Raw genomic sequence first — 16453 nt, forward strand, 5'->3', positions numbered from 1 at the left:
GTGCTCGACCAGCCGACCGCGCAGCTGGACGAGGGCGCCCTGCGCGCCCTCGTCCCGCGGGTCCTCGCCGGGCTCGTCCGGCGCGGCGAGGACTTCGACGCCGCCGAGGACGCCCTGCAGGACGCGCTGCTCGAGGCGCTGCGCGTCTGGCCCGAGCACCCGCCCGAGGACCCGCGCGCATGGCTGACCACCGTCGCGATGCGGCGGCTCGTCGACGCGCGGCGCAGCGAGGCCGCCCGCCGGCGGCGGGAGGAGACGACACACGCCGCCGAGCCGCCGCCCGGCGAGCCGGTCGCGGCGGGCGACGACACGCTGTTCGTGCTCGTCTGCTGCTGTCACCCGGAGCTGACGCCCGCCTCGCAGGTCGCGCTGGCGCTGCGGGCGGTCGGGGGCCTGACGACGCGCGAGATCGCCGACGCGTTCTTCGTCCCTGAGGCCACCATGGCCCAGCGCATCAGCCGCGCCAAGCGCACGCTGCGCGGGCGCCGGCTCGACGAGCCCGGCGACCTCGCGGTCGTGCTGCGCGTGCTCTACCTGGTCTACACCGCCGGCCACGGCGGCCGCGTCGACCTCGCCGCCGAGGCCATCCGGCTCACCCGCCAGCTCACCCTGGCCACCGACGAGCCCGAGGCCCGCGGCCTGCTCGCGCTCATGCTCCTCAACCACGCGCGCCGCCGCGCGCGCTTCGACGCCGAGGGCCGGCTCGTCACGCTCGACCGCCAGGACCGCAGCCTGTGGGTCACGCGCGAGATCGCCGAGGGCGTGCGCGTCCTGCAGTCGGCGCTGGCGCTCGAGCGCCGCGGCCGCTACCAGGTCGAGGCGGCGATCGCCGCGCTGCACGACGACGCCGCGAGCGCCGAGGAGACCGACTGGCCGCAGGTCCTCGAGTGGTACGACGAGCTCGTCGCGCTCAGCGACGACCCTGCGGCCGTCCTGGCGCGCGCCGTCGCCGTCGCCGAGGTCCACGGCACCGCGGCGGCGCTGCGCGAGACCGAGCGCCTGCGCGGCGTCCTGGGCGAGCGCCACCGCTGGCACGCGGTCCGCGGCCACCTGCTCGAGCGCGCCGGCGACCTCACCGCGGCGAGCGCCGCGTACGCCGAGGCGTCCCGGCTGGCGACGGACGTCGCCGAGCGCGACCACCTGGTCCGGCAGGCGGCGCGGACGCGGGCGGGCGCCACGGCTTCCCGCTGACAGGGCCGAAGGTCGCGCAGCTGGCCACGGCAGCCACGGCCACCCTCCTCTGCTCGATAAGGCCGATTACGTCAACCACCAACGGAGAGGTGCCCAGGGGTCAGGCGACGGCCACCCCGAGGTCGGGCAGCACCGGGTCGAGCACGACGGCCGGGCACTGCTCACCGTGGAGCGCCGGATCCAGCGGATCGCGCCCGGTGCGGCGGGCGATCGCGGCGAGCGGTCCGAAGACCGCGCGCTGGACGACGGCCGGCGGCCGCGTGAACACGACGACGTCGGAGAACTCGTGCGCGATCGCCGCGAGCCACAGCGGGTCCGGCATGCCCTTGGCGTTGACCTGGCCGAGCGCCGCCAGGCCGAACAGCGTCTCGATCATCCCCATGAACCGCAGGCCCGGTGTCACGGTGACGATGACCTGGGCGACGCCGTCGCCGGCGTTCCACCAGTCGTGGCGGCGCCCCGGCTCGACGGTCAGCGCGTCGCCCGGGCCGGCGACCTGCGTGACGCCGTCCAGGCTGAACCCGACCTCGCCGTGGCGGACCTCGAAGGTCTCGGTGATCGACGGGTGCACGTGCTCGCCGACCACGGCGGCGCCCGGCTGGAGCCACAGCTCGGCGACGAGGCGGCCCTGCGGGTCGTCGTCGGGATGCACGAGCGCGCGGCCCAGCTCGCCGGTCACGGGGTTCTCGAGCCACTCGGGACGATCGGCCATGGCGCCGATCCTCCGTCGCCGGCCGTGTCCCCGGCGCCCGAGCCAGCCCGCGTCTGCGGGTGCGGCTAGCGCCCGACGGTGCTCAGCAGCGGCTGCGGCGGGCCGGCGTAGCCGTCCTGGTCGGGGAAGCGGCCGGCCTCGTCGGGCACGAGGACCTGCAGCGCGTCGAACGGCTCGCCCTCGGCGGCCCAGGCGCTGAGCTGCAGCAGCTCGTGGCGGCGCATCGCCGACACCGCACCGAGCCGGACGCCGTCGACCTCCCGGCCCGCGGACAGCGTCTCGCCGCCGGCGATGCGCTCGACGAGCCCGGCCAGCGTGCGGTGCGCGTGCTCGAAGCGCCCGACGAGGACGAGCTCGGCGTGGCCGTAGGTCTGCGGCAGGCCCACCGTGGCGCCGAAGGACGCGTCGAAGACGGGATGCGACGGCGGCTGGTCGGGCGGGCTGCCGACGAAGACGCAGTGCCACCCGTAGGCGGCGATGTCCGCGGCGGCCTTCTCCTCGGCGGGGTTCCTGGGCTGCGGCACGCCCCGGACCCTACGCCCGGCGGGCGACTGACACCGGCTGCCCCGGAGGGTGGCAGACGCTCGCCGGATAGCGGACAGCAACTGGCCTAGACGTCCCATAGGGTCGCGGCCATGGACTTCAAGCTCGAGCTGGTGGCCGTCCCTGTGTCCGACGTCGACGTCGCCAAGGCGTTCTACGTGGAGCAGGTCGGCTTCAACGCCGACCACGACCACCAGGTCAACGACGACCTGCGCTTCGTGCAGCTCACGCCGCCCGGCTCGGCGTGCTCGATCTCGATCGGCCAGGGCATAACCGAGGCCACGCCGGGCTCGGTCGAGGGCCTGCAGCTCGTCGTCGCCGATGCGCACGCGGCCCGCGAGGAGCTGGCGGGCCGGGGCGTCGAGGTCAGCGACGTCCAGGAGTTCCCGTGGGGCAGCTTCGTGTTCTTCGCCGACCCCGACGGCAACAAGTGGGCCGTCCAGGGGCTCCCCCGCCCGTCGTAGTCACGCGGCGACCGCCCGCACGCGCAGCCGGTCCCCGAGCCGGCGGATCGCCTCGCTGCCGACGATCGCGTGGCCGCGGGCGTTGAGGTGGATCCGGTCGCCGGCCCAGATCGACGGGTCGGCGGCCATCGGGTGGTCGCGCAGGTCGACGTGCAGCCCGCCGTGGCGCCGCGACACCCGGCGAGCGACGTCGTCCACGGCCCGCAGCCCCGCATGGAACCGCGCCTTGCGCTCGGCCGGGACGAAGGGCGCCCGGCTGATGTCGACGAGGTCGGTGGTCACCACCTCGGCACCGGCGCGCCGCAGGGCGCGCACGACGACGTCGACCTCGCGCTCGACCGCCCCCGCGTCGAACTGCCCGCGGAAGAGGTCGTTGGCACCCGCGACGACGACCGCGAGGTCCGGCGCCCAGGCGAGCGCCTGGGCGAGCTGTCCCGCCCGGACCTCCCGCGCGGTGGCCCCCACCACGCCGAGGCCCACGTACGACACGTCACCGCCGCGGACCACCCGCAGCCCGTCGACGACCCGGTCGATCCACGACACGTCGCGGAAGCCGTCGACCGGCTCGCGCGTGCCCGCGGCGACGCTGTCACCCACCGCCACGACCCGCCGCCACGGCGCCCCGCGCAGCAGCTCGGCGACCGTCCGGTCGTCGAGGACCCGCGGGTCCGCGGCCTCCGCCGCCCACCCGCGGCTCACGACCGCGCCGCCTTCGGCGCGCCGGCCAGACCGAGGCCGGCGAGCCCCGCCGCCAGCGCCAGCAGCGCGCACATGACGTACACGTCGGTGTAGGCGCCGAGCCCCTCCCCGGTCTCGAGCAGCGTCGCCATCCCGGCCACGCCGAGCGCGCCGCCGACCTGCCGGCCGGTCTGCGTCAGTCCCACGCCGGCCGCGAACCGCGCCGGCTCCACGGCGAGCGCCGCGGCCGAGGAGATCCCGGTCGTCAGGGCCCCCATCCCGACGCCCATCACCAGCCCGACGGGCAGCCAGAACGCCAGGTACGCCGGGTCCTCGGGCAGCGTGAGGACGGTCACGGCGAACGCGGTGCCCAGGACCGCCGCTCCGCCCGCGACGACCCGCCGCGGACCGAAGCGCACGACGAGCGGCGCGGCGCGCAGCGCGACGATCGCCGCCGCCACCGCCCCCGGCGTCACCGCCAGGCCGGCCTCGAGCTCCGAGTAGCCCCACACCTGCACGAGCACGAGGACGCCGACGAGCAGCGACGAGAACAGCGCCGCGCCGTAGAGCAGCGACGCCAGGTTCGCCACGGCGAAGCTGCGCGAGCGCCACAGCGACGTCTCGATGGCCGGGGCGGGATGGCCGAGGGAGCGCCGCAGCGACCACGCCACCGCGAGGGCGGCGCCGGCCAGGCAGGCCAGCGTCCGCCCGTCGCCCCAGCCCCACCCCGACGCCTGCGTGATCCCCAGCGCCGCCAGGCCCACGCCCGCCCCGAGCACCGCGCTGCCCAGGACGTCGGCCAGCCGGCCGCCCTGCCCCTCCCCACCGCGCATCCGCAGCGCGGCCGCGAGCACCGCGAGGCCCACCGGCACGGTGATCGCGAAGACCGCGCGCCAGCCGAAGCCGTCGACGAGGACGCCGCCGAGCGCCGGGCCGGCCGCGGCCGCCAGGGCGCCCGCCGCGCTCCAGGCGCCGATCGCCGCGGTCCGCCGCTCCGGCGGCGTGTCGTGCAGGACGACCGCCAGCGACGCCGGGATCATCAGCGCCGCCGCCGCGCCCTGCAGCCCGCGGGCGGCGAGCAGCACGCCGAGCGACGGTGCGGCGGCGCACGCGAGCGAGAAGACCGTGAAGCCGCCCACGCCCGCGACGAGCAGCGTGCGACGGCCGAGCACGTCGGCGATCCGCCCCGCCGGGGCGAGCAGCGCCGCGAACGCGATCGCGTAGATCGTCACGACCCACGTCGCGTCGCCCACCGACGCGCCGGCGAAGTCGCCGCGCAGGTCGGCCACGGCGAGGTTGGCCACCGTCGCGTCGAGGAACGCGAGGAACGCCGCGCCGGAGGCCACGGCGAACGACCGCGCACCCACGGACGCCCGCGGCGCCGCGAGTGAGGGCGGGGCGAGACCTGCTGCAGCTTGCTGGCTCATGACGGCGGCAACCTCCGCGGAAGAGAAGAAGGACGAACGATCGTGCTTCTTACCAGACAACGAACGATCGTGCTACTTTCTGTGCAACCATGGCTCCCACCGCCGACCCGCACACCGACGGGCGCGTCCTGCGCGGTCGCCGCACCCGCGAGCAGGTGCTCGACACCGCCGCCCAGGTCGCGTCGGTCGAGGGGCTCGAGGGCCTCACCATCGGCCGGCTGGCCGCCGAGCTCGGCATGAGCAAGAGCGGGCTCTTCGCCCACTTCGGCTCGAAGGAGGAGCTCCAGCTCGCCACCACGCAGGCCGCGACGGACCGCTTCGTCGACCAGGTCATCAAGCCGGGCCTCGCGCGGCCCCGCGGCCGTCAGCGCCTGGAGGGCCTCTTCGACGGCTGGCTGGACTACATGCGCGACGGCACCTTCCAGGGCGGCTGCTTCTTCACCGCCGTGCGCGTCGAGTACGACAGCCGCCCCGCCGGCCCGGTGCGCGACGCCGTCGCCGCCGACCACGGGCGCTGGCTCGACGTCCTCGAGCGCACGGTGCGTGGCGCGCAGGACACGGGCGAGCTGCGCGACGACGTCGACGCCGGCCTGCTGGCCTTCGAGCTCGACGCCCTCGGCTCCGCGGCCAACCTCCACTTCCAGCTGCACCGCGACGACGTGGCGTTCACCCGCGCCCGCGCGGCCCTCGCCGCGCGCCTCGACGCGCTCGCCGCCGCCTAGGCGGATCCCTGACGCAGCCCGGGCGACGGCGCGTAGGCTCGCCGCCATGGCCGGCCCCGTCCTGCGCCGTCGCGGCAAGCTCTACGAGCTGCGGGTCGCCGCCCGCGCCTTCGCGGCCGGCCGCGCCCGCCGGCGGGCGGCTGCCACGGCCGCCCCGGAGCCCGACCTCGCGGCCCTGGAGCGCCTCCGCGAGCTCCTCGCGACCGACGATCGCGTCCGCGACGCCCGCCTCGTCGAGCTCCCCGCCCACCGGCCGCCGTGGACCGCCACCGGCATCGCCCTCGACGCCGGCGACCAGGTCTCGACCTTCGCGACCGGCCGGACGTTCCTCTCCCAGGCGCTCGACATCTGGGTCGGCCCGCACTTCCAGCTCTGGTTCCGCGTCGGCGCCCGGGCGCCGGTCTTCCGCGGCACCCGCGCGACGCACACCTTCACGGCCGCCACCGGCGGCCCCCTCGAGCTCGCCTCCTACTTCCCCGGCGAGTGGTCGACGAAGGACGGCGGCCTGGCCACCGACCCCGCCGTCTACCGCAGGGCCAAGGGCGCGCTGCACGTCGTCGTCGTGCGCTGGGTCGCCGGCACGGACGTCGTCGCCGCCGTCCAGGACCTCGCCGCCGCCGACACGACCGACCTCCTGGCCGCCGAGGCCCAGCGCCCCGCCGCCCTCGTGCCGCCGCCCCCGAGCTGGCGCCACACCTGGATCCTCGGTGACAGCGAGGTCTTCACCCCCGCGCCGCACGACGGCCCCGACGCGATCGGCTGCCACACCCACGCCGACGTCGCGATCGTCCAGCACGACGTCGATGTCCCGCTCACCGACACGACCCTCCTGCGCTGGCGCTGGCGCATCGACGAGCTGCCGTCGCAGTTGCCCGAGGACACGCTCGCCACCCACGACTACCTCTCGATCGCCCTCGAGTTCGACGACGGCCAGGACCTCACCTGGCACTGGAGCTCCTCGCTGCCCGTCGAGCACGCCTACCGCTGCCCGATCCCGACGTGGCACGACCGCGAGACGCACGTCGTCGTGCGCTCCGGGACCGATCGCCTCGGCGAGTGGCTCGACGAGGAGCGTCCCGTGCGCCGTGACTACGCCAACGCGATCGGCGAGCCCCCGCAGCGCATCGTCCGCGTCTGGCTCATCGCCGTCTCGCTCTTCCAGCGCGGCACCGGCAAGGGCGCCTTCGCAGGGATCGAGCTGGTGGACGGCGAAGACCACACCGCAGTCGGGCCGTGACGGCGGTGTGACCGTCTTGAGAAGGGGGCTTCAGTCGCGGCGGCCTGCTGCCGATCATCAAGACAGCGGGTGCCGCGCCCAGGTCGGAAGGGCGAGCCCCAGGGCAGGGAGGGTCGACGTCTCCCCGCAGGCCCCGCACCGACTCACGACCGGAAGGCATGAGCATGCGCGTCCTCTGCGCCAAGTGCCTGCGCTGGTGGCCCTCCGCGAGGGTCGCCGACCGGGCCAGCTGCCCGCACTGCGGCGGCTACCTCCGCAAGTAGCGACAGGCTCGCCGCCCCAGCGGCGAGCGTTCGTCGTCCTCCCGGGCGGCCTACGATGGCGCCGATGCCGGCGTTCCACGAGCTCGCCGCCCTCCCCGACCCGCCGCTCGACGAGCTCGCCCTCGCGCTCGCGGCCGAGTTCCGCGACGTCGACGACGCCGCCGCCCGGGCGACCCTCGACGCGCTCGCGCAGGACCTCGCCGCCGCGCTCGCTCGCACCGACGGCAGCCCGCAGGAGGAGGCGCGCGTCGCCGGGGACGTCCTGGGCACGGCGCACGGCTTCGCGGGCGACGAGCGCCAGTACGACGACCCGCGCAACTCCATGCTCGACGTCGTCCTCGAGCGCCGCCGGGGCCTGCCCATCCTGCTCTCGGTCGTCTACGTCGCCGTGGGCCGCCGCACCGGCGTGGCCCTCGAGGGCGTGGGCCTGCCGGGCCACTACGTCGTCGGCCACTTCGGGTGCGACCCGCCGCTGCTGCTCGACCCCTTCGGCGGCGGCAGCCTCGTCGAGACCCACGACGCGGCCGCCGTCCGGCCGTGGTCGGCGCACGACACCGCCATGCGGATGCTCAACAACCTCGTCGGCTCGTTCCGCCGCCGCGCGCACCTCGCGCACGCCATCAAGGCGGCGCAGCTGCGCCTCGTCCTCCCGAGCGACCCCGACGGCCGCGAGGTCCTCGAGCGCGAGCTGCGCGCGCTGCAGGCCCGCCTGAACTAGCCGCCCGTGTCGCGGCGCGGACGCCGGGCACCTCGGCGTCCATGGCCCTGCACCGCGACGTCGCGCCCGGTGTCCACCGCATCGAGGACGCCTACACGAACTGGTACCTCGTCGAGGACGGCGACCGGCTGACGGTCGTCGACACCGGCGTCCCGACGTCGTGGGGCTCGTTCGAGGCGGCACTGCGCGAGCTGGGGCGGCGCAAGGACCAGGTCGAGGCGGTCGTGCTCACCCACGCGCACTTCGACCACGTCGGCTTCGCCGAGCGCGCCCGCAAGGAGCTCGGCGTGCCGGTGCTCGTCCATCGCGAGGACGTCGAGCTGACCAAGCACCCCTCCCGCTACGAGCACGAGCGCTCGCGCATCCCGTACTTCGCCACGCAGGTCCGCGCCTTCCCGATCGTGGCCTCGCTCCTGGCCCACCGCGCGTTCTTCCCGTCGCCGGTCGGCGACGTCGTCCCGTACGACAGCGGCACGCTCGACGTCCCGGGCTCCCCCACCGTCGTGCCCTGCCCGGGCCACACCTTCGGCCACTGCGCGCTGCACCTCGCCGACCGCGACGTGCTCCTGGCCGGCGATGCGATCGTGACGCTCGACCCGTACACCGGGATGCGCGGTCCCCGCATGGTCGCGCGTGCCGCCACCGCGGACGTGGCGCGCAACGACGCGTCGCTCGACGCCCTCGCCGCGACGGGCGCCACGACGGTCCTCACGGGCCACGGCGAGCCGTTCACCGGCGGCGTCCAGAGCGCGGTCGAGCAGGCGCGCGTGGCCGGCGCCGCCTGACGCGACGGCGACACGACGCGGGCTAGCGTCCCGCCGCGTGCCCCGGGTGCTCGACGCGCAAGGGCTGGCCGTCGTCCGCGGCCGGCGCGAGGTCCTGCGCGACGTGGACGTCGAGCTGGCCGCCGGCGACGCGGTGCACCTGGCGGGCGCCAACGGCAGCGGCAAGACGAGCCTGCTGCGCGTGCTCGCCGGCCTGGCCGACGCGCGTCGCGGACGCGTCCAGCGCCACGGCACCTGGGCCTTCGTCCCCGAGAAGGTCGCCCTGGCCCCCGCGATCCGCGGGGGCGAGTGGCTCGCCGCGATGCGGCGCCTGCGCGGCCTCGAGCCCGTCGACTGGGCCACGGCCGCCGCGGCCAGTGGGCTGGACCCCCGGGTCCTCGACCGCCCGAGCGCGACCTGCAGCAAGGGCATGGTGCAGCGCCTCGCCCTGCTCGAGGCGCTCGACGCCGGCTGCCCACTGCTCTTCCTCGACGAGCCGTTCGCCGGCCTGGACGCCGACGGGCGCGACTGGCTGGCCGCCGAGCTGACGGCCCGCGTGGCCGAGGGCGCCGCCGCCCTGCTCACCGACCACTCCGGCGCCGCCGGGGGCCGGCTCGAGCTCCAGCGCGGCCTCGTGCTGCGCGACGGGGGCTGCGCCGTGGTCGAGGCCGGGACCGCCGCCGCCCCCGCCCGGCGCACGACCGTCGTCGCCGTCCACCCGACGCAGGGCACGCTGCGCCGTGCCGTGGCGCCCGACGCGGTCGACGGGCTCCTGCGCTCGCTGCTCGACGACGGCTGGCACGTGCACGAGGTCCGGCCGTGAGCGCCGCGGGCGCCCTGCGCTACCTCGTGCTCGTGGCCGCCCGCACCCGGACGCCGCTGCCCGCCGTCGCGGCGACGCTCTTCGCGCTGCTCGGCGTCTACGCCTACCGCCACAACGAGCCGGGCGCCACGTGGGGCCTGACGGCGCTCGTCGCGTGCGCCCTGGCGGCGTGGCTCGTCGGCGCCGTGCTCGACGGCGAGCCGGCCGCGCAGGCCGACATGGCCACCGCCGCCCTCGGCGGCCGCCCCGCCCGCACCGCGCTCGACGCCGTCCTCGTCGGCGGGGTCGCCGTCGCCCTCAGCGCGCTCTTCCTGGCCTACCCGCCAGCCCTGGGCCTGCTGGACCCCGAGCCGACCGCCGGCCTCGCCGTCGCCGCCCTGCTGGCCCACCTCGCCGCCGCGCTCGTCGGTGGAGCGCTCGCGGTCCTCTGCGCGCCGCCGCGCGTCACGCGCCGCGCCAGCGCCGTCGCCGCGGTGCTCGGCGGCCTCCTGCTGCTGGTCGTCCTCGCCGAGGCGCTCGGCCCCGCCGGGGGCCCGGTCGCCCTGGCCCGGACGCTCACCGACGCCGACGACGCGGGCGTCGACTGGGCGGCCACGGCGGCCGGGCTCGCGGGCTGTGCGGTCCTCGCCCTCGCGCTCCTCGTCGCCGCCACCCGGTGGGCGCGGCGCGCGGGCTGACGCTCAGGGCCGGGTCAGGCTCGCGACGACGCGCACCGCGAGGGTCTGCAGCGCCGAGACGTGGTCGTCGGACCACGCCCGCGGCTGGCCGTCGAACGCGCACAGCGCGCCGAGCACCTGCCCGTCGGCGTCGACGAGCGGGACGCCGGCGTAGGCCAGCACGCCGTCGGCCACCGCCGGGTGGTCGACGAGCAGGGGGTGCTCCCGGCAGTCGGCCACGACGAAGGGCCGTCCGGAGGCCACGGTGTGGCGGCAGATCGCGCCCGACAGCGCGGTCCCGCCCTCCTCGACGGCAGGACCGCTCAACCCGCACGACGCGACGATGTGCTGGCGCTGGTCGTCCAGCAGCGTGACCGCGGCCGACGGCGCCTCGGCCAGCCACGCGGCGACCTCGGCGAGGCGGTCGAGCTCCGCGCTGCCGGCCAGCGCCAGGGCCGCGAGGGCCGCGAGCCGGGCCGGATCCTCCAGACGCGCCTCGCGCGCCGTCGCCTTGTCGGCGTACAGCGCCTGGTCGGCGCGCCGGACGAGCTCGTCGCCGGTCTCCACGCGGTCCCACACCGCGACGCCGACGGACACGCCGGCGCCGTGGGGCACGGCGTCCTGCAGGCGCAGCGCGGTGGCCTCGGCCCCGTCCTGCCCGCAGTCGGGCAGCAGGAGGGCGAACTCGTCGCCGCCGAGGCGCACGAGCACGTCGGTCCCGCGCAGGACGTCCTGCCAGGCGCGCGCGGCCTCGCGCAGGAGCGTGTCGCCCGCGTCGTGGCCGTGGACGTCGTTGTGCTGCTTGAAGGCGTTGAGGTCGAGCATCGCGACGGCGACGTCGGTCTGGCTGCGCCGCGCGCGGGCCAGCGCGATCGGCAGCTCGCGGTCCCACAGGCGCCGGTTGGGCAGCTCGGTCAGGGCGTCGGTCAGCGCGAGGGCCTCGAGGCGGCGCACGGTCGCGCGGCGCTCGAGCGCCACGGAGGCCTCATGGCCGGCAACCGCCACGAGCGCCGCCTCGCGCACGCTGACCGACGCGACCGGCCGGTGCCAGCCGACGGTCAGCACGCCCAGCGGCGAGCGCGAGGCCATGACGGGCCGGCAGTAGATGCTGCGCGTGTCGGGTGCCACCTCGAGCAGCCGCGGCGAGATGCGCTCGTCGGTCGCCGCCTCGGCCGCGAACACCGCGCGGCCGCTCGCCATGACCTTGGCCTGCAGCGAACGGTCCTCGACGTTCACGCGCACGCCGCGCAGCGGCACCTCGCCGGCGACCGCGGTGACGACGATCTCGTCGCCCTCGCGCTCGGACAGCGCGACCCACGCCGCGCCGGTCAGCGACCGCACGTGCTCGACGACCGCCGGCCGGGCGTCCTCGAGGGCGCCGACGTCCTGGGCGAGGCGGTGCAGCGCCCCGAGCTCGCGCTGCTCGGCCTGCAGCTGCTCCTCCATGCGCCGGCGGTCCGTGACGTCGGTGCCGGCGCAGAGCATCCCGGTGACCCGTCCGTGCTCGTCGTGCAGGAGCTCGCTGTGCCACTGTACGTGGCGCACCTCGCCGCAGCTCGCGACGAGCTCGAGGTCGACGTGCTCGCGGCGCAGCTCGCCGCGCCCGATGACCTCGGCGTAGGCGGCTCGGCCCTGCGGCTCGTACTCGGACGTCAGGGCGATGGCGAACCAGTCCGCGCCCACGAGCTCCTCGGCGGAGCGACCCACGACGGCACACCCGGCCTCGTTGATGGCCCGCACCCGGCCCTCGCGGTCCAGGTCCAGCAGCATGGTCCCCGCCTTCTGGAAGTAGCGCTCGGCCTGCCGCCGGCTCGCGCGGTCCGAACGGCGGACCGCGGCGTTGGCCGACACGCGCGCGACGGCCGAGAGCACGACCAGCGGCAGGACGAGCCAGGCGGCGTGGCCCATCACCACCGTGAGGGCGGCGACGAGCAGGGTGAGGGCGTCGAGCAGCCAGGTCAGCAGACGCCGGTGACGGGCGTCGCTGAGGGCGGGGGCAAGGCCCGTCGGGCGGAGGGGGAACTGCAGCATGGGCGCGCACCTGCGTCATCGGCAGGAGCGCGTACGCGCCTGAGCGCCAGTCACGCGCTAGGGGTGCAGGAGGACCTTGATCGCCCCGTCCGCCTTCTCCTGGAACGTCTTGTAGAGGTCGGGCGCCTCGTCGAGCGAGGCGTGGTGCGTCGCGAAGCCCTCGACGCCGAGCGGGTCGTCGTCGCTCAGCAGCGGGAGGATGTCCGGCGCCCAGCGCTTGACGTTGGCCTGGCCCATCCGCAGCTGGATCTGCTTGTCGAACAGCGTGAGCATGGGCAGCGGGTCGGCCATGCCGCCGTAGACGCCGATGAGCGAGATCGTCCCGCCGCGGCGGACGATGTCGATCGACAGCAGGAAGGCGTGGAGGCGGTCGATGCCGCCGGTCTGCATCACCTTGGCGGCGATCGCGTCGGGCAGCAGGCCGGTGGCGGTCTGCGCGATCTTCGCCCCGGGCGAGCCGTGGGCCTCCATGCCGACCGCCTCGATGACCGCGTCGGGCCCGCGGCCGTCGGTCATGCCCCGGATCACCTCGGCCAGGTCGTCCTGGTGCTCGGAGAGGTCCAGCACCTCGACGCCGCGGCTCGCCGAGCGCTCCAGGCGCTCCTTGACCAGGTCGACGCCGATGACGCGCCGGCCCTTGTGCAGCGCGATGCGGGCCGCCATCTCGCCGATCGGGCCCAGGCCCATCACCACGACCGACCCGCCCTCGGGGACGCCGGCGTACTCGAAGGCCTGCCACGCCGTGGGCAGGACGTCGGAGAGGTAGACGAAGCGCTCGTCCGGCGGGCCGTCCGGGACCTTGATGTGCGTGTAGTTCGCCTGCGGGACGCGCAGGAACTCGGCCTGGCCGCCGTCCTTGTTGCCGTACAGGTCGGTGTAGCCGAAGAGCATCGCCCCCATCCCCTGGTCGCGGACCTGCGTGGTCTCGCACTGGGTCTGCAGCCCCTGGTCGCACATCCAGCAGTGCCCGCAGGAGATCTGGAACGGGATGACGACGCGGTCGCCCGGCTGGAGCTCGGTGACCCCGGCGCCGACCTCCTCCACCACGCCCATGGGCTCGTGCCCGAGGACCATCCCCTCGGTGATCATCGGCCCGAGCACCTCGTAGAGGTGGAGGTCCGAGCCGCAGATGCCGCTCGACGTCACGCGGATGATCGCGTCCGTCGGCTCCTCGATCGACGGGTCGGGGACCGTGTCGACGCGGACGTCGCGCTTGCCGTGCCAGGTCACAGCCTTCATGGCCCTGGCCGTGCCCGGTGCGCCTCCGGCTCACGCACGACCCGCCGACCCGGTCGGTGGTTCGGCCCCCCTCCTTTCATCCGATCGGACCCTCCGATCGAGGGATGTCGGCGCGCTGCCAGGGCGCCGATGCAGTCTGCGTGTCCCGCACCGCCTCGTCTCTCTCCCCCGCCGCCCGCCGCATCGCCCCCGGCAAGGACGGCCGCCTCTCCTCCGACTCGCTCCTGGCCCTGTGGATGGAGCTCCGCGCCACCGGCGACCCCCAGGTCCGCGACCGCCTCGTCCTGACCTTCGCCCCGCTGGTCAAGTACATCGTCTACCGCAAGGTGCGCGAGGTCCCGGCCCACCTCGAGGTCGAGGACTTCCTGAGCTGCGGCCTCGAGGCCGTGATGAGCTCGCTGGACCGCTACGACCCGCTCAAGGGCGCCACCCTCGAGCAGTTCCTCTACACCCGCATCCACGGCGCCGTCCTCGACGAGCTTCGCCGCCAGGACTGGGCCCCGCGCTCCGTGCGCCGCCTCCAGCGCGACGTCACCAAGGTCGAGTCGGACTTCCGCGCGCTGCACCGCCGGGAGCCCACCGAGGAGGAGACGGCCGAGGCCGCCGGCCTCTCGGTCCGCGAGCTGCGCGACCTGCGCCACGACCTCGTCCGCGCCGAGCCGTCCTCGCTGGACGAGACGGTCGACGCCGGCGAGCCGGGCGGCTCGATCATGCGCGTGGACACCGTCGAGGCCGACGACCTCGAGGCCGAGCCCGAGCACCAGGCGATGAAGGCGGCCGCCAAGGAGCGCTTCCGGGAGGCCTTCGCCACCCTCTCCGAGCGCGAGCGCGAGATCGCCGTCCTCCTGTACGTCGAGCACCTCACGGGTGCCGAGGTGGGCGAGGTCGTCGGCGTGACCGAGAGCCGCGTCTCCCAGATCCACACCGGCATCAAGAAGAAGCTGCGCCTGGCGCTCACCGAGCACCGCGGGCTGTTCGCCGCCTAGGCCGCCTAGGCCGCCGCGCCGCGGGCCTGGATGGCCGCGGTCTCGGCACGCGGGACGAGCACGCAGGTCAGGGCGCCGCAGTCCACCCGGACGGTGGCGCCCGTCAGGAAGGCCCCGGACGCCGACGTGCGGTCCGGGTTGAGCGGGTGCACGCCGAGCATCGCGTGCCCCGCACGCGAGGCGGCGGTGCGCAGGGCGCGCTCGGCGTGCTCGCGCGACAGGCGCCAGCCGGCGGCGATGAGCCGTGCGCCGTGCCAGAGCTCGAAGCGCCAGCGACGGAACCCCCAGCCGCCGGGTGGCAGCAGCTCGAGGGCGTAGGCGAACTCGGTGTCCGTCGGCTCCTGGTGCACCTTGCCCGCCTAGGCTAGCGCCCGGTCCGGAGCGCTAGCCGACCTCCACCCTCGCGCGCCCGCGCGGGATGCGCAGCCGCTCGAGCGTGCGGACGTCGCGCGAGCCCGCGTGCGTGAGCACGTCGCGGGAGCCCAGCACGTCGGCCCGGACCTCCTTCTCGCGCACCTCGAGCACCATGCAGCCGTGGCTGCGCGTCTCGGCGTAGCGCATCCACGGGTTCAGCGCGGGCACCGCCGTGTCGGTGATGCCCTTGAGCACGTCCGCGCTCAGCAGCCCCTGGGAGACCTGGTTCTGCAGGAGCTCCGCGGTGCCCGGCGAGGTCGTCGAGCCGCCGACGAGCTCCGTCGCCACCGCCGGGCCGGTGCGCCCGTCGCGCCGGACCTCGCCGCCGAAGAACGTGTGGATGTCGCCGGTGAGGAAGACGACGTCGTCGACCCGGCGCTGCTCGATCGAGCGCAGCAGCTCGCCGCGCTCGGCGGCGTAGCCCTCCCAGGAGTCGACGGTCACCGGGAGCGTCGGCAGCACGTCGAACGGCATGACCATGAGCTGGTTGAGCACGACCTGCCAGGCCGCGGGGCTCGACGCGAGGCCGTCCTGGAGCCAGGTGAGCTGCTCGCGCCCGAGGTAGCTGCGCTTGGCCCCCGTCTCGCCGCAGGGCGCGAGCGAGCTGTCCTCGCAGGGCTGCGGGTCGCGGTAGGAGCGCGAGTCGAGGACGTGCAGGTGGGCCAGGGCGCCGAGCTGGAGGTCGCGGAACTGGCGCAGCGACCTGCCGAAGCGCAGGGCAGGCATGTGCTCGTGCCACGCGCGCCAGCCCGCGAGCATCCGGTCACGGTCCCACGTGTCGAACGGCTCCTCCGCGTACGGGTTGCGCTCGGCCCCGCCCGCGTAGTTGTCGGAGACCTCGTGGTCGTCCCACTGGGCCACGAGCGGCGTGAGCCGCTGGAGCTCCTGCAGGTCCGGGTCGGTGCGGTAGAGGCGGTACTTCGCGCGGTAGTCGGCGAGCGTCCGCGCGGTGCCGTCGCCGTCCTTGCCGATCGTGTCCTTGCGCGCGTTGCCGTAGCCGGACTCGCGGAAGACGCGCTCGTAGATGTAGTCGCCGCCACAGACGACGACGTCGGGGTCGCGGGCCAGCATCGCCTGGTAGGCGCCGTAGAAGCCCGAGGCGTAGTCCTGGCAGGCGAAGTAGCCGATCGTCAGCGGCCGCTTGGAGTCCTTGGCCGGCGCGGTCTGTGTGCGCCCGACCGGCGAGCTCGAGCTCCTCGTGGCGAAGCGGAACCAGTAGCGCTCGTCGGGGTCCAGCCCGCTGACGCGGACCTTCGCGGTCCAGTCGCGCAGCGCGGTGACGGGGACGTCGCGGCGCAGCACGACCTTCGAGAAGCCCTCGTCGCGCGCGATCTCCAGGCGCAGGCGGGCGCGCCCCGCCTCCTGGACGTCGTCGAGGCGCGTCCACAGCGTCACGGCGTCGGGCGCCGGGTCGCCGGACATCACGCCGCTCGAGAAGCCGCCGCCGCGCGCGAGCGGCACCTTCTTGCGCGAGGCGGCGTCGGCCACGCGGACGCCGTCGGGGAGGAGGATCGCGACACCCGCGGCGCCGGACACGGCGAGCAGGCGCCGCCGGGTGAAGGCGGAGGCGGAGGCGGACACGGCC

Annotated in this window: 17 protein-coding genes; 9 read left to right on the forward strand and 8 right to left on the reverse strand. The window is 75.7% G+C overall.

Translation table 11 applies throughout. The annotated features are described in order from the left end of the window. Nucleotides 1-1191 carry an RNA polymerase sigma factor gene (locus JUB12_RS04085; RefSeq protein ID WP_205698339.1) on the forward strand — a complete coding sequence of 397 codons (1191 nt, stop codon included), beginning with the start codon at nucleotides 1-3 and terminating at the stop codon, nucleotides 1189-1191. A 100-nt stretch (nucleotides 1192-1291) separates the two neighbouring features. Here JUB12_RS04085 and JUB12_RS04090 read toward each other — a convergent pair whose 3' ends face one another. Together JUB12_RS04090 and JUB12_RS04095 are read right to left on the reverse strand one after the other, a co-directional pair. Beyond that, entirely contained in the window at nucleotides 1292-1903 is a 612-nt protein-coding gene (locus tag JUB12_RS04090; protein ID WP_205698340.1) for a cupin domain-containing protein, read from the reverse strand. Nucleotides 1904-1968: 65 nt separating this feature from the next. Next, nucleotides 1969-2427 (reverse strand): DUF4262 domain-containing protein, encoded by a 459-nt coding sequence (locus JUB12_RS04095; RefSeq protein WP_205698341.1) that lies wholly within the window; start codon nucleotides 2425-2427, stop codon nucleotides 1969-1971. 111 nt (nucleotides 2428-2538) lie between these two features. Between JUB12_RS04095 and JUB12_RS04100 the strand changes: the two genes are divergently transcribed. Next, nucleotides 2539-2910 (forward strand): glyoxalase superfamily protein, encoded by a 372-nt coding sequence (locus tag JUB12_RS04100; RefSeq protein ID WP_205698342.1) that lies wholly within the window; start codon nucleotides 2539-2541, stop codon nucleotides 2908-2910. Here the strand turns inward: JUB12_RS04100 and JUB12_RS04105 are convergent, their stop codons facing one another. Further along, nucleotides 2911-3609 carry an SGNH/GDSL hydrolase family protein gene (locus tag JUB12_RS04105; protein WP_205698343.1) on the reverse strand — a complete coding sequence of 233 codons (699 nt, stop codon included), beginning with the start codon at nucleotides 3607-3609 and terminating at the stop codon, nucleotides 2911-2913. It lies immediately after the preceding gene. Further along, the gene (locus JUB12_RS04110) at nucleotides 3606-5015 is read right to left on the reverse strand and encodes an MFS transporter (protein WP_205698344.1); all 1410 of its coding nucleotides are present in this window, start codon (nucleotides 5013-5015) and stop codon (nucleotides 3606-3608) included. Before JUB12_RS04110 ends, JUB12_RS04105 begins: the two co-directional genes overlap by 4 nt. Nucleotides 5016-5104: 89 nt before the next feature. Between JUB12_RS04110 and JUB12_RS04115 the strand changes: the two genes are divergently transcribed. The 6 genes from JUB12_RS04115 (at nucleotide 5105) to JUB12_RS04140 (ending at nucleotide 10219) form a co-directional block, all read left to right on the forward strand. Then, nucleotides 5105-5737 (forward strand): TetR/AcrR family transcriptional regulator, encoded by a 633-nt coding sequence (locus tag JUB12_RS04115; protein WP_205698345.1) that lies wholly within the window; start codon nucleotides 5105-5107, stop codon nucleotides 5735-5737. 46 nt (nucleotides 5738-5783) lie between these two features. Further along, nucleotides 5784-6974 (forward strand): DUF3047 domain-containing protein, encoded by a 1191-nt coding sequence (locus JUB12_RS04120; RefSeq protein ID WP_205698346.1) that lies wholly within the window; start codon nucleotides 5784-5786, stop codon nucleotides 6972-6974. A 327-nt stretch (nucleotides 6975-7301) separates the two neighbouring features. After that, complete coding sequence (locus JUB12_RS04125; protein ID WP_205698347.1) at nucleotides 7302-7955, forward strand: transglutaminase-like domain-containing protein; 654 nt, start codon at nucleotides 7302-7304, stop codon at nucleotides 7953-7955. A gap of 41 nt (nucleotides 7956-7996) precedes the next feature. After that, a complete protein-coding gene (locus JUB12_RS04130; RefSeq protein ID WP_205698348.1) occupies nucleotides 7997-8740 on the forward strand; it encodes an MBL fold metallo-hydrolase in 744 nt (247 codons plus the stop codon). 37 nt (nucleotides 8741-8777) lie between these two features. Further along, nucleotides 8778-9542, forward strand: a complete 765-nt coding sequence (locus JUB12_RS04135; RefSeq protein ID WP_205698349.1) for an ATP-binding cassette domain-containing protein — start codon at nucleotides 8778-8780, stop codon at nucleotides 9540-9542. After that, on the forward strand, nucleotides 9539-10219 hold the full coding sequence (locus tag JUB12_RS04140) for a hypothetical protein (protein ID WP_205698350.1): 681 nt from the start codon (nucleotides 9539-9541) through the stop codon (nucleotides 10217-10219). Before JUB12_RS04135 ends, JUB12_RS04140 begins: the two co-directional genes overlap by 4 nt. 3 nt (nucleotides 10220-10222) lie before the next feature. Here JUB12_RS04140 and JUB12_RS04145 read toward each other — a convergent pair whose 3' ends face one another. Both JUB12_RS04145 and JUB12_RS04150 read right to left on the reverse strand, forming a co-directional pair. Beyond that, a complete protein-coding gene (locus JUB12_RS04145) occupies nucleotides 10223-12229 on the reverse strand; it encodes a diguanylate cyclase domain-containing protein (RefSeq protein WP_205698351.1) in 2007 nt (668 codons plus the stop codon). A 57-nt stretch (nucleotides 12230-12286) separates the two neighbouring features. Next, nucleotides 12287-13468 (reverse strand): zinc-dependent alcohol dehydrogenase, encoded by a 1182-nt coding sequence (locus JUB12_RS04150; protein WP_205698352.1) that lies wholly within the window; start codon nucleotides 13466-13468, stop codon nucleotides 12287-12289. Between the two features lie 140 nt (nucleotides 13469-13608). On the opposite strand from JUB12_RS04150, the gene JUB12_RS04155 reads away from it, so the two are divergent. Next, complete coding sequence (locus JUB12_RS04155) at nucleotides 13609-14454, forward strand: sigma-70 family RNA polymerase sigma factor (RefSeq protein ID WP_205698353.1); 846 nt, start codon at nucleotides 13609-13611, stop codon at nucleotides 14452-14454. A gap of 5 nt (nucleotides 14455-14459) precedes the next feature. Here JUB12_RS04155 and JUB12_RS04160 read toward each other — a convergent pair whose 3' ends face one another. Both JUB12_RS04160 and JUB12_RS04165 read right to left on the reverse strand, forming a co-directional pair. Next, on the reverse strand, nucleotides 14460-14804 hold the full coding sequence (locus JUB12_RS04160) for a hypothetical protein (protein WP_205698354.1): 345 nt from the start codon (nucleotides 14802-14804) through the stop codon (nucleotides 14460-14462). 34 nt (nucleotides 14805-14838) lie between these two features. Continuing rightward, nucleotides 14839-16449: an alkaline phosphatase gene (locus JUB12_RS04165; RefSeq protein ID WP_205698355.1), complete on the reverse strand. Its 1611-nt coding sequence runs from the start codon at nucleotides 16447-16449 to the stop codon at nucleotides 14839-14841. Nucleotides 16450-16453 lie beyond the last annotated feature (4 nt).

The organism is Conexibacter sp. SYSU D00693 (assembly GCF_017084525.1).
Classification (GTDB): Bacteria; Actinomycetota; Thermoleophilia; order Solirubrobacterales; family Solirubrobacteraceae; genus Baekduia.